Raw genomic sequence first — 11312 nt, 5'->3', positions numbered from 1 at the left:
GTCCTCCGGGGTTGCCGGGCGCATGACGAACTTCGGGCCGCTGGGGGCCACGCACAGCTCGCTGGACACCGATGCCGCCGTGGCGACCGCGGCGGAGCTGGAGGAACTGGGCTTCGCCACGCTGTGGCTGGCCGGCGGCCAGGGGAACAACCTGCCGCGGATCACCGAGGTCGTCCGGGGGACTTCGCGGATCCAGGTGGCGAGCGGGATCCTGTCGGTCGACCGGGTGCCGTCGGCCGAGGTGGCCGCCGCGTACGCGGACCTGCCCGCCGGGCGGTTCGTCGTCGGCCTCGGCGGGGCGCACGGCCCGCGTCCGCTGGCGGCGTTGAACGACTACCTCGACGAGATCGAGGAGGCCGTCCCACCGTCCGCGCGGATCCTCTCGGCGCTCGGGCCGCGGATGCTCGAGCTGGCGCGTGACCGCGCCTCGGGCGCGTACCCGTACCTGGTGACGACGGACTACGTCGCCTCGGCGCGCGAGATCCTGGGCGCGGGCCCGCAGCTGGCGGTGCTGATGAACGTCGTCGCGGAGACCGGCCAGGCCGAGGTCCGCGAGGTCGTGCGGGGTGGCTCGCTGAAGTTCCTGGCCGGGCTGCCGGGCTACGCGGCCAGCTTCCGGCGGATGGGCTTCACCGACGCGGACATCGCGGACCTGTCGGACCGGCTGGTCGACGGCCTGACCGTGTGGGGTGACTTCGACGGCGTCGTCGCGCGGCTGCGGGAGTACCGGGCCGCGGGGGCCGACCAGGTCGTCGTCCCGCTCGACGGCGTACCGCGCGAGTGGTGGCCGGAGCTGGTGAAGGCCCTGGTCTAGCCGCGGATCGCCTGCTGGTATGCGGCGAGCGCATCGGCGTCGTCGATGCTGCCGTGGTGGTGGACCTGCACCCAATGGCCGTCTTCGTAGGCGAAGAACCGCGTCGTGCGGATGTTCAGGGGGACGGTTTCGGTCACGCGGTACTCGCCGGTCTCGCGGCCGGCGAACACCGCGTGGCCGTCGCCGGAGTACTCCACGATGTCGCCGAAGGTGACGGTGACGCGGGCCGGGCCGTGGAAGACGCGGTCGTACAGCTCGGTGATCGCTTCGCCGCCGCGGAGGATGCCGCCGAGCGGGTTGTTCAGCTGGGCCAGCGGATCACTCGTCCAGACTCGGCGGAACGCTGCGAGATCGCGCTGGTTGAAGGCGTAGTAGAAGGATTCGAGAGCGGCCAGCGCGCCCTCGCGGCCGGGCTTGCCTGCTTCGTCGAGCCGGTTGCGCGCGTCGAGGCCGAAGGCGGCGTCGAGGTGTCGGGGCACGGTTGCTCCTAGAGTGTTCGACGGAGGTCGACCGGATGAGTGTACGACAGTCATCGAACACTGCACGGGCGCGCGGGCTCACGCACGCGCTCCCGGCGAAGGTTTCGTTGCAGGACGCCCTGGCCGCGGTCGCCGACCCGGTGCGCCGCAGCATCCTGCGCGAGCTGGCGGCCGTCCCGGAGTGGACGAAGGCGTGCGGCACGTTCGACCTGCCGGTGGCCAAGGCGACCCGCAGCCACCACTTCGCCGTGCTGCGCGCGGCGGGCCTGATCGAGCAGCGCGACGAGGGCCCGCGGCGGCTGAACCGTTTGCGCCGTCCCGAATTCGACGCCGCTTTCCCGGGTCTGCTCGACCTGGTGCTCAGTCACCCCGGCCCGTGAAGGCCAGGGTGGTGCCCAGGCCGATCATGACGAGGCCGCCGGTGCCGCCGACCATTTCCAGGCGCTTCGGTGACCGGGCGAACCACGCGCGGGCGGTGCCGGCGACCAGCGCCCACGCGCTGTCGGTGGCCAGCGCGATCGCGGGCAGGCACAGGCCCAGGACCAGCATCTGGGCCGGCACCGAGCCGGCGGCGGGGTCGACGAACTGGGGCAGCAGCGCCGCCAGGAACACGATCGACTTCGGGTTCGCGAAGCCGACGACGAAGCCGTCGCGCAGCACGGTCAGCACGCGTCCGGGCGTGGCGCGCACCTTCACGGCCATCGCGTCGGTCAGCCTCCGGCGGTGGCGCACGGCCTGGATCCCCAGGTACACCAGGTAGATCGCGCCGGCGACCTTGATCGCGGTGAACACCGCCGCGGACGTCGTGACGAGCACGCCGAGCCCGAACGCGACCGCGACGACCTGCGTGTACACCCCGGCGGCGTTGCCCACGACGGTGAGCAGCGCGTCGCGCCGCCCGACGGTCAGCGCGCGGCTGATCGTGAACAGCACGCTCGGCCCGGGGACCACGACCATGAGGAATGTCAGCGCGGCGAAGGCCGCCAAGTGCGTGCCGGAGACCATCTCCCGAGGCTATCGCCTGGTCGTGCCAGACGACCAGGCGTTTTTGTCGGTGCGGGGTGGTAGGAAAAACGGGTGTCTCCGAAGATCAGCGCCGACCAGCGCCGGGCCCGCCTCGCCGTCCGCCACCACCTCGCCGCGCCCGCGGCCTCGGTGGCGGACGCCGTCGCCGGGGTCGTCGCGTTGCACGCCACCGACCCGGCCACCGTCCACCTGTCCGCTTCCGCCCGGCTGGCCGGTCCGGCCGTGTCTTCGGTGGAGCAGGCGCTCTACGAAGACCGGACGTTGCTGCGGCTGCTCGGCATGCGGCGCACGGTGTTCGTGACGGACGTAAACACCGCGGCGCTCGTGCAGGCGGGCTGCTCGGCGGACATCGAGGTCAAGCAGCGGAAACTCCTCGAGCAGCACCTCGGGCAGCAGGGGCACCCGGAGAACGTGCCGGAGCCGGCGAAATGGCTGGCCGACGTCGAGACGTCGGTCGAGGCGGCCCTGCGCGCCCGCGGCTCCGCGACGGCGCAGCAGCTGAGCGAGGACGAGCCCCGCCTGCGCCAGCAGCTGCTGATGGCGGCGGGCAAGCCGTACGAGGCGATCGGCAACGTGACGAGCCGGGTGCTGTTCCTGCTGGCGGCGGGCGGCCGGATCGCCCGCGGCCGTCCGCGCGGCAGCTGGCTGAGCACCCAGTACGTCTGGCACCCGCTGGACGAGTGGATCCCGGGCGGCCTGCCACCGTGGAGCGCGGACGAGGCCCGGGCGGAGCTGGCCCGGAGGTGGCTGCGCGCGTACGGCCCGGCCCCGGTGTCCGACCTGAGGTGGTGGACGGGCTGGACGGCGGGCCAGACGAAGAAGGCCCTCGCCGCGCTGTCCCCGGCGGAGGCCGACCTCGACGGCGTGCCGGGAGTGGTGCTGGCGGACGACGTGGCACCGGTGCCGGAGCCACCGCCGTGGGTGGCGTTCCTGCCGGCCCTGGACCCGACGCCGATGGGCTGGCAGGACCGCGACTGGTTCCTCGGCCCGCACCGGGCGGCCCTGTTCGACCGCAGCGGCAACATCGGCCCGACGATCTGGGCTTCCGGTCGGGTGGTCGGCGGCTGGGCCCAGCGAGCCTCGGGGGAGGTGGTTTTCAGGCTGTTGGAGGACGTGGGCGGGGAGACTCGCGCGATGGTGGCGTCGGAGGCGGAGAAGTGCGCGGAGTGGTTCGGTGAGATCCGGGCGACGCCGCGGTTCCGGACTCCGCTGGAACGGGAGCTGACCGGCTGAGGGAGCACTGGTGGTGTGGGGGCAGCCGTCCGGCGGTGAAGCTTCCGCCGCGGGCCGCCTCCGCCGTGTCGCTGGATCGGTCGAGTCATCGACCTCACGCCCGCTCCGGAGCCGGGAGGAGCCTGCTTCGGCGCGGGCGTGCGCGGCCGCGGAGCGCCCATTCGACTGAATCGTTCGAGATGCTCGACGCGGTCGTCGCCGTTCGCGCGAGCGGACCCGGCGTGATCAGCCGGAACCGGTCCCGGCACCCGGGCCTTCCGCGCCCGCGGATCCGCCGTGGTCCACCCTCGGAACACCGTCGGTGGCGCACTCGCTTCTTAATCGATTCTTGACCCGTTCGCCAAGTGGTGGAAGTCTCGTCAGGGCAGTCAGGGACGCGCATGCCCGCACGCTAGGGTGGCCGCGAGCCCGCAAGTCACGGCCGGGGGTCCCGGCCGATCCTCAGAGGAGTGGCAGCAGTGACCGTTCGCGTAGGTGTCAACGGCTTCGGCCGCATCGGCCGCAACTTCTTCCGCGCCGTGCAGGCCAGCGGCCACGACATCGAGGTCGTCGCCTTCAACGACCTCGGCGACGTCGCCACCATGGCCCACCTGCTGAAGTACGACTCCATCCTGGGCCGGTTCCCGGGTGAGGTCAGCGTCAGCGACGAGGGCATCGTCGTCGACGGCAAGACCATCAAGGCCCTCGCCGAGCGCGACCCGGCCAACCTGCCCTGGGGCGACCTGGGCGTCGACGTCGTCCTCGAGTCGACCGGCTTCTTCACCAACGCCGACGCCGCCAAGGCGCACATCGCCGGCGGCGCCAAGAAGGTCATCATCTCCGCGCCCGCCAAGGGCGAGGACCTGACCGTCGTCCTCGGCGTCAACGACGACAAGTACGACGGCTCGCAGGTCATCATCTCGAACGCCTCCTGCACCACCAACTGCCTCGGCCCGCTGGCCAAGGTGCTGAACGACGCGTTCGGCATCGAGCAGGGCCTGATGACCACGGTGCACGCCTACACGCAGGACCAGAACCTGCAGGACGCCCCGCACAAGGACCTGCGCCGCGCCCGCGCCGCCGCCCTGAACGTCGTCCCGACGTCGACCGGCGCCGCCAAGGCCATCGGCCTCGTCCTGCCGGAGCTGCAGGGCAAGCTGGACGGCTACGCGCTGCGTGTCCCGATCCCGACCGGCTCGGCCACCGACCTCACCGTGACGCTCTCCAAGGCCGCCACGGTCGAGGAGATCAACGCCGCCTACAAGGCCGCCGCCGAGGGCCCCCTCGCGGGCATCCTGCGCTACTCGGACGACCCGATCGTCTCGGCCGACATCGTCACCGACCCGGCGTCCTGCATCTACGACGCGCCGCTGACCAAGGTCATCGGCAACCAGGTCAAGGTCGTCGGCTGGTACGACAACGAGTGGGGCTACTCCAACCGCCTCGCCGACCTGGTCAAGCTCGTCGGTTCGAAGCTGTCCTGAACCCGATGAGCGTCAAGAACCTCGACGACCTGCTGGGCGAGGGCGTTCAGGGCCGCTACGTGCTGGTGCGCAGCGACCTGAACGTCCCGCTCGACGGGGACCGCATCACCGACGACGGCCGGGTCCGCGCCGCGCTGCCGACGATCAAGAAGCTCGCCGACGCGGGTGCCAAGGTCGTCGTCACCGCGCACCTCGGCCGCCCCAAGGGCGAGCCGGACCCGAAGTACACCCTCGCGCCGGTCGCGAAGCGGCTGTCCGAGCTGCTCGGCGCCGAGGTCGCGCTGGCCGGTGATCTGGTCGGCGAGTCCGCCAAGGCGCTGACCGGCGGCCTGGCCGACGGCGGCGTCGTCCTGCTGGAGAACGTGCGTTTCGACGCGCGCGAGACCAGCAAGGACGCCGTGGACCGCTCCGAGCTGGCCGCCGAGCTGGGCGCGCTCGTCCCGGGCGGCGCGTTCGTCTCCGACGGCTTCGGCGTCGTCCACCGCAAGCAGGCCTCGGTCTACGAGGTCGCGTCGGTGCTCCCGGCGTACGCGGGTGGCCTGGTGCTGGCCGAGCTGGACGTGCTGAAGAAGCTGACCGACGACGTCCAGCGGCCGTACGTGGTCGTGCTCGGCGGCGCGAAGGTGTCCGACAAGCTCGGCGTCATCGCGAACCTGCTGACCAAGGTCGACCGGCTGCTGATCGGCGGCGGCATGGCGTACACCTTCCTCAAGGCCCAGGGCCACGAGGTCGGCAACTCGCTGCTGCAGGCCGACCAGCTCGACCAGGTGAAGGGCTTCCTCGCCGAGGCGGAGAAGCGTGGCGTCGAACTGGTGCTGCCGGTGGACGTCCTGGCCGCGACGGGCTTCGCCGCCGACGCCGAGCACGAGGTCGTCGCCGCGACCGCTATCCCGGCGGACCGCGAGGGCCTCGACATCGGCCCGGAGACCCGTGAGCTGTTCGCGGGCAAACTGGCCGACGCCGCGACCGTCTTCTGGAACGGCCCGATGGGCGTGTTCGAGTTCGAGGCCTTCTCGGGCGGCACCCGCGCCGTCGCGGAGGCGCTCGTGAAGAGCGACGCGTTCACCGTGGTCGGCGGCGGCGACTCGGCGGCCGCGGTGCGGCAGCTGGGCCTGCCCGAAGACGGCTTCTCGCACATCTCCACCGGCGGCGGTGCCTCGCTGGAGTACCTCGAAGGCAAGGAACTGCCGGGCGTCTCCGCCTTGGAAAAGGTCGCCCTGGAGGAGAAGAACTAGTGGCACGCAAGCCGTTCATCGCCGGCAACTGGAAGATGAACCAGAACCACCTCGAGGCGATCGCGCTGGTGCAGAAGATCGCCTTCGCGCTGCCGGAGAAGTACTACGCGAAGGTCGACGTGGCGGTGCTGCCGCCGTTCACCGACATCCGCAGCGTGCAGACCCTGGTCGACGGCGACAAGCTGTCGCTCACCTACGGCGCGCAGGACATCGCGCCGCAGGACTCCGGTGCCTACACCGGTGACATCTCGGGCCTGATGCTGGCCAAGCTGGGCTGCAAGTTCGTCGCCGTCGGGCACTCGGAGCGGCGCGAATACCACGCCGAGACCGACGAGCTGGTCAACAAGAAGGTCAAGGCCGCGCTCAAGCACGGCATCACGCCGATCCTCTGCATCGGGGAGAAGCTCGAGGTCCGCGAGGCCGGCGAGCACATCCACCACACCACGACGCAGCTGATCGAGGGCCTGAAGGGTCTCAAGGCCGAGCAGGTCAAGGACGTGGTGGTCGCGTACGAGCCGGTCTGGGCGATCGGCACCGGCAAGGTCGCGTCGTCCGCCGACGCGGAAGAGGTCTGCAAGGCCATCCGCGCCACCCTCCAGGAGAAGTACGGCGACGAGGTCGCTTCGTCCGTCCGGGTGCTCTACGGGGGATCGGTGAAGTCGGGGAACATCAGCGAATTGGTGGCTTGCGACAACATCGACGGTGCCCTGGTCGGCGGAGCGAGCCTCGACGGTGAGGAGTTCACGAAACTCTGCGCACTCGCCGCGGGCGGGCCGCTGCCCTGATCGAGGCCACGACCGGGTAGCCTGTGTATCCGGTCCGTCACACAGCAGTGGACGAGTCCAGGGGTACGGTGGTGGTCGGAAACGACCATGCCGTACCCCTGCATTCTCCTAGAGCCCAGAGGATGACATGAAGCTGTTCCTGCAAATCCTGTTGATCGTCACCAGCGTCTTCCTGGTGGTCGCGGTGCTGCTGCACCGGGGCCGGGGCGGTGGCCTGTCGTCGCTGTTCGGCGGCGGGATGCAGTCGAGCCTGGCCGGGTCGAGCGTGGCCGAGAAGAACCTCGACCGGATCACCCTGGGGCTGGGCGCGGTTTGGCTGATCAGCATCGTGGGCCTGGGTCTGCTGCTCAAGGTGTGAGGCGTCCGGCGTTCCGTCGCCGGCCGCGACCGGGTCCGGACGGCGGTGCGCAGCGATTCGGCGTGCCTATTGGGGGGCGCGCCGCCGATTCCTAGGTGTGAGGATTCATGGTTGGCGGTAACGCGATTCGAGGCACCCGGGTGGGTGCCGGTCCTACGGGCGAATCGGAACGGGGTGAGTCGGCGCCACGGCGCCGTATTTCCTACTGGTGTGCCAACGGCCACGAGGCCCGGCCGTCGTTCGCGCTCGACGCGGAGATTCCCGACGAGTGGGACTGCCCCCGCTGCGGGCTCCCGGGCGGGCAGGACGAAAAGAACCCGCCGGCCGCGCCGCGGACCGAGCCGTACAAGACTCACCTGGCCTACGTGAAGGAGCGGCGCAGCGACGCCGACGGCGAGGCCATTCTGGCGGAGGCGCTCGACCGCCTGCGCAAGCGCCGGGAAATCCTCTAGCTTTTCGCAGCGGCAGCCACCCCGGGACACCCCGGGGTGGCTTTTCGCGCGCTCGAACGGTCAACACGCGTGACGGGACAGTCGACACGAGTGATTGGAGGGTCGACACGGCCCCGGCATCGTGTCGACCCTCCAATCACGTGAGTCGACTCCTCAATCACGCGTGTCGACCCTCTGATCACGGGACCGGCGGAGATGTCGGTGCCCGCCGGTAGGCTGGAAACCGGGGGCCGGAGGTCAGCGGTCCAGCGGATACCGCGCGCGGACGCGGAAGCCGCCGTCCTCCGTTCCCGATGTCTCGAAGCTTCCGCCCAGCAGGCGGGCGCGCTCGGCCAGTCCCGTCAGCCCGTGGCCGCCCGAAGGCAAGCCCTCTCCCGGACGGCTGGCCCGCTCGTTGCGGACCTCGATCTTGAGCGCTCCGTGCTCACCCTGGATGCGGATGGTCGCCGTCGCGCCCGGGGCGTGCTTGTGGACGTTCGTCAGGCACTCCTGGACCGTCCGGTAGGCCGCCGCGGAGACCTGGTTCGGCAGTGCCTCCGGCAGGTGCTCCACCGTCAGGTGCACCGGCACTTCGGAGGTGCGGATCAGCCGGTCCAGCTCGTTGATGCCGGGGCGCGGGCCGTCGTCGTCCGAACCGGCCCTCAGCACGCTGACCAGCGAACGCAGCTCCTCCAGCGTCCGCTTCGACAGCGTGCGGATGACCTGCGCGGTCTCCTGCGCCCGGTCGTCGGTGCTCTGGGCCTGCAGCGCGCCGGCCTGCATCGCGATCAGCGTGATCTGGTGCGAGACGACGTCGTGCATTTCGCGGGCCAGCCGCGCGCGTTCCTCGGCGCGGACGGCGTCGGCGTGGAAGCGGCGCTCGCGGTCGCGGCTCGTGGCCAGCTCGGCGAGCTTGTTCGCGACCTCGGTCCGTGCGCCGATGAGCAGGCCGATCGCGATCGGCATGCCCGCGACGAGGACGCCGTAGATCCCGTCGAGGATGTGTTCGCGCCAGCTGAGCTGGGCGAAGTCCTCCAGCGGCCACTGCACGAACCGGCACATCCACACCAGCGCGGCACCGACCCAGGTCTGCCAGTGCAGCTGGCGGCGGGTGGCGAGCATGCCGAGCGTGATCATCGACGCGAGCTGGGCCCAGCCGGCCAGGAAGCCGGGGACCGCGACGAGCACGGCGAGGAACGGGAGCTTCCGGCGGAACACCACCGCGAGGCAGGCGGCGCCGGACAGGTAGATCGAGTACGGCTGGGCCTTCTCGGGGATCACCAACCAGACGTCGAGCACGGCGAGGATGACCGCGGCCGCCTCGATGGCGAACGTGACCACGGCGGGGCGGGGCACCGAGCCGAACAAGCTCAGGCCGCGCTTGCGGACGCGCTCGGCGGCGGATGGTCCCGTACCGGCGACCGCGATACCTGGAATCGAGAGTCCCTCTGTACTCATGGCTGGCGACCCCATTCGTCTTGTGGACTTGTTGGTGAGAGGTGCTCAGGGCCCGATCGGGACGCGCAGCCGCCGAGAAATGTGCGGATGCTAACGAGGTGGCGTACGAAGACGGTAAGTTTCACCCGCCGCCCGCGCCGTGGCGTCCGAATTCCGCAATCGGCTGGTCCGTCCGGGCGAGGGACGTGGAGGGTTGCTACCAACAGTGGGTGTGCTGTTTCCCAGCGTGTGCCAAGACGACCACATCGTGGGAATCAGGTTACCCACGTGTGGTCGTTCGGCGGAAGTTTGTCACGCGGCGACGGGGCGGACGTCGTCGCCGAGGAGGTGGCCGAGGCCTGCGGCGCACGCCTTCGCGGTCTCGATCGAGCGTGGCAGCATGCGGCTCTCGTACTCCCGGACCGCTTCGCCGAGGCTGGCGGCGGTGGCGACGGCGGTGCCGAGTTCCGTGCCGTCCAGCAGGGCGAGGTTCGCGCCGACCCCCAGCGGCGGCATCAGGTGCGCCGCGTCGCCGAGCAGGGTCAGGCCCGGCGTGTGCGTCCAGGCGTGGGGGACCGGCAGGACGTACAGCGGCCGGTGCGTGAAGCCGCCGTCGTTTTCGGTCAGGAAGCGCAGCACGTCCGGATGCCACCCGGCATAGCGTTCCAGCAGGTTCGCGCGCACGGCGGCAGTGTCGGCGAAGTCGAGGCCGGCGTGCCACCCCTCGGCGGCGTAGAAGATCGCGTAGCAGCGGATGTGCCCGTTGCTGTTTCGCTGCGCGAAGAGCGCTTGGCCGCCGAGCTTCGCCATCGTCGTTCCCTGGCCGGTCAACGCCGCCAGGGCCGGGTGACGGCGGTCGGCGTCGTCGAGCCCGAACTCGACGAACGTGACCCCGCTGTACTCGGGTGGGACGCCGGTGAGCGCGCGGCGGACGCGTGACCACGCGCCGTCCGCGCCGACGACCAGGTCGTAGTCCCCGGTGGTGCCGTCGGCGAAGGTCAGCCGGCCGGGCGCGGTGACCTCCGCGACCGGCCGTCCCCAGCGGACGGTGCCGGGGGAGAGCGAGTCCAGGAGGATCCCGCGGAGCTGGCCGCGGTCGATTTCCGGGCGGAGTTCGTCGTCCTCGGCGGGGATCTCGTGGACGACGGCGGCGGTGCGGGCGTCGAGGGCGCGCATCTGCTGGCCTTCGGGGCGGGCGAGTTCGCGGAACCGCTCGTACAGGCCGGCCGTGCGGAGGGCGACCTGACCGGTGTCGGCGTGCATGTCGAGCGTGCCGCCTTGTGGCCGCGCGCCGGCGGAGGGCTCCTGTTCGAAGACGGTGACGTCGAGGCCGTGGAGTTGCAGGACGCGGGCGCAGGCGAGTCCGCCGAGGCCGGCGCCGGCGATCGCGATACGTGAGGAAGTCATGCGGCCAGAAAAGCATAGTGACTCAAAAAGTGCAACGACTACACTTTTGTAGTGAGTTCACCGTTGCGTATGCTGGGGGCATGACCGAAGTGATCGGACGCCGCGAGCGCAAGAAGGCGCAGACCCGGAAGGCGCTGGCCGACGCCGCCCTCGAGCTGTTCCTCGAGCGCGGTTACGACGAGGTCGGGGTGAAGGAGGTCGCGGAGGCCGCGGACGTCTCGGTCACGACGCTGTTCAAGCACTTCCCCAGCAAGGAAGCCCTGGTGTTCGACCTGGAGAAGGACATCGAGGCGGCGCTGACCGGCGCGGTGCGCGGGCGGCCGCCGGGGCAACCGGTCGTGGACGCGCTGCGCGAGCACATCCTGCGGGACGTCTCCGACGGCGGCCCGGGCGAAGAGTTCCTGCGGCTGACCGAGAGCACGCCCGCGCTGCGCGACTACGGCAGGCGGATGTGGATGCGCCACGAGACGGCGCTGGCACGGGCGATCGCCGAGGAGACCGGCGCGCCGAGCGACGACGTCGCCTGCGCGGCCTTGGCGAGGTTCGCGCTGGCGTCGCGGGACCTGATCGTGGGCCACAAGCATCCGCGACGCGCGGCGGAGGAGATTTTCGGCCGCCTGCAGCGCGGCTGGCGGACGAAGTAG

The 11312-nt window shown here is 71.0% G+C and carries 13 protein-coding genes; 9 read left to right on the top strand and 4 right to left on the bottom strand.

Features of this window, described 5'->3' with window-relative positions; translation table 11 throughout:
* Nucleotides 1-22: 22 nt before the first annotated feature.
* A complete protein-coding gene (locus tag CF165_RS34215; protein ID WP_093951727.1) occupies nucleotides 23-814 on the top strand; it encodes a TIGR03620 family F420-dependent LLM class oxidoreductase in 792 nt (263 codons plus the stop codon).
* On the opposite strand, the gene CF165_RS34210 is transcribed toward CF165_RS34215, so the two are convergent.
* Nucleotides 811-1293: a YybH family protein gene (locus CF165_RS34210; protein ID WP_093951726.1), complete on the bottom strand. Its 483-nt coding sequence runs from the start codon at nucleotides 1291-1293 to the stop codon at nucleotides 811-813. The two genes, CF165_RS34215 and CF165_RS34210, sit on opposite strands and share 4 nt — an antisense overlap.
* A 35-nt stretch (nucleotides 1294-1328) precedes the next feature.
* Between CF165_RS34210 and CF165_RS34205 the strand changes: the two genes are divergently transcribed.
* A complete protein-coding gene (locus tag CF165_RS34205) occupies nucleotides 1329-1673 on the top strand; it encodes an ArsR/SmtB family transcription factor (RefSeq protein WP_093951725.1) in 345 nt (114 codons plus the stop codon).
* On the opposite strand, the gene CF165_RS34200 is transcribed toward CF165_RS34205, so the two are convergent.
* A complete protein-coding gene (locus tag CF165_RS34200; RefSeq protein ID WP_093951724.1) occupies nucleotides 1654-2298 on the bottom strand; it encodes a LysE family translocator in 645 nt (214 codons plus the stop codon). The two genes, CF165_RS34205 and CF165_RS34200, sit on opposite strands and share 20 nt — an antisense overlap.
* Nucleotides 2299-2370: 72 nt before the next feature.
* Between CF165_RS34200 and CF165_RS34195 the strand changes: the two genes are divergently transcribed.
* From CF165_RS34195 to CF165_RS34170, 6 genes are all read left to right on the top strand, one after another.
* Nucleotides 2371-3552, top strand: a complete 1182-nt coding sequence (locus tag CF165_RS34195) for a winged helix DNA-binding domain-containing protein (RefSeq protein ID WP_093951723.1) — start codon at nucleotides 2371-2373, stop codon at nucleotides 3550-3552.
* A gap of 458 nt (nucleotides 3553-4010) precedes the next feature.
* Nucleotides 4011-5015, top strand: coding sequence for a type I glyceraldehyde-3-phosphate dehydrogenase (gene gap, locus CF165_RS34190; RefSeq protein ID WP_093951722.1), 1005 nt, complete (start codon nucleotides 4011-4013; stop codon nucleotides 5013-5015).
* A gap of 5 nt (nucleotides 5016-5020) precedes the next feature.
* A complete protein-coding gene (locus CF165_RS34185) occupies nucleotides 5021-6250 on the top strand; it encodes a phosphoglycerate kinase (protein ID WP_093951721.1) in 1230 nt (409 codons plus the stop codon).
* Nucleotides 6250-7035, top strand: coding sequence for a triose-phosphate isomerase (gene tpiA / locus CF165_RS34180; RefSeq protein WP_093951720.1), 786 nt, complete (start codon nucleotides 6250-6252; stop codon nucleotides 7033-7035). The genes CF165_RS34185 and tpiA overlap by 1 nt, the downstream gene beginning before the upstream one ends.
* Nucleotides 7036-7162: 127 nt before the next feature.
* The gene (gene secG / locus CF165_RS34175; RefSeq protein ID WP_013224669.1) at nucleotides 7163-7393 is read left to right on the top strand and encodes a preprotein translocase subunit SecG; all 231 of its coding nucleotides are present in this window, start codon (nucleotides 7163-7165) and stop codon (nucleotides 7391-7393) included.
* A 107-nt stretch (nucleotides 7394-7500) separates the two neighbouring features.
* Complete coding sequence (locus tag CF165_RS34170) at nucleotides 7501-7845, top strand: RNA polymerase-binding protein RbpA (RefSeq protein ID WP_043788280.1); 345 nt, start codon at nucleotides 7501-7503, stop codon at nucleotides 7843-7845.
* A 237-nt stretch (nucleotides 7846-8082) separates the two neighbouring features.
* Here CF165_RS34170 and CF165_RS34165 read toward each other — a convergent pair whose 3' ends face one another.
* Together CF165_RS34165 and CF165_RS34160 are read right to left on the bottom strand one after the other, a co-directional pair.
* Nucleotides 8083-9282 carry a sensor histidine kinase gene (locus tag CF165_RS34165; protein WP_205661044.1) on the bottom strand — a complete coding sequence of 400 codons (1200 nt, stop codon included), beginning with the start codon at nucleotides 9280-9282 and terminating at the stop codon, nucleotides 8083-8085.
* A 291-nt stretch (nucleotides 9283-9573) separates the two neighbouring features.
* Nucleotides 9574-10668, bottom strand: coding sequence for an FAD-dependent oxidoreductase (locus CF165_RS34160; protein ID WP_093951718.1), 1095 nt, complete (start codon nucleotides 10666-10668; stop codon nucleotides 9574-9576).
* Between the two features lie 80 nt (nucleotides 10669-10748).
* Here CF165_RS34160 and CF165_RS34155 point away from each other — a divergent pair, with 80 nt between their 5' ends.
* Entirely contained in the window at nucleotides 10749-11312 is a 564-nt protein-coding gene (locus CF165_RS34155; RefSeq protein ID WP_093951717.1) for a TetR/AcrR family transcriptional regulator, read from the top strand.

The organism is Amycolatopsis vastitatis (genome assembly GCF_002234595.1).
GTDB classification, from domain to species: Bacteria; Actinomycetota; Actinomycetes; order Mycobacteriales; family Pseudonocardiaceae; genus Amycolatopsis; species Amycolatopsis vastitatis.
Note: the sequence above shows the minus strand (reverse complement) of the source record. Positions and strands in the feature narration are given on the sequence as shown.

What these genes read in the sequence shown, in the direction of transcription:
- CF165_RS34215 (WP_093951727.1), top strand. Translation starts at nt 23, where the DNA reads ATGACGAACTTCGGGCCGCTGGGGGCCACGCACAGCTCGCTGGACACC.
- CF165_RS34205 (WP_093951725.1), top strand. Translation starts at nt 1,329, where the DNA reads ATGAGTGTACGACAGTCATCGAACACTGCACGGGCGCGCGGGCTCACG.
- CF165_RS34200 (WP_093951724.1), bottom strand. Translation starts at nt 2,298, where the DNA reads ATGGTCTCCGGCACGCACTTGGCGGCCTTCGCCGCGCTGACATTCCTC.
- CF165_RS34185 (WP_093951721.1), top strand. Translation starts at nt 5,021, where the DNA reads ATGAGCGTCAAGAACCTCGACGACCTGCTGGGCGAGGGCGTTCAGGGC.
- secG (WP_013224669.1), top strand. Translation starts at nt 7,163, where the DNA reads ATGAAGCTGTTCCTGCAAATCCTGTTGATCGTCACCAGCGTCTTCCTG.
- CF165_RS34170 (WP_043788280.1), top strand. Translation starts at nt 7,501, where the DNA reads ATGGTTGGCGGTAACGCGATTCGAGGCACCCGGGTGGGTGCCGGTCCT.
- CF165_RS34165 (WP_205661044.1), bottom strand. Translation starts at nt 9,282, where the DNA reads ATGAGTACAGAGGGACTCTCGATTCCAGGTATCGCGGTCGCCGGTACG.
- CF165_RS34160 (WP_093951718.1), bottom strand. Translation starts at nt 10,668, where the DNA reads ATGACTTCCTCACGTATCGCGATCGCCGGCGCCGGCCTCGGCGGACTC.
- CF165_RS34155 (WP_093951717.1), top strand. Translation starts at nt 10,749, where the DNA reads ATGACCGAAGTGATCGGACGCCGCGAGCGCAAGAAGGCGCAGACCCGG.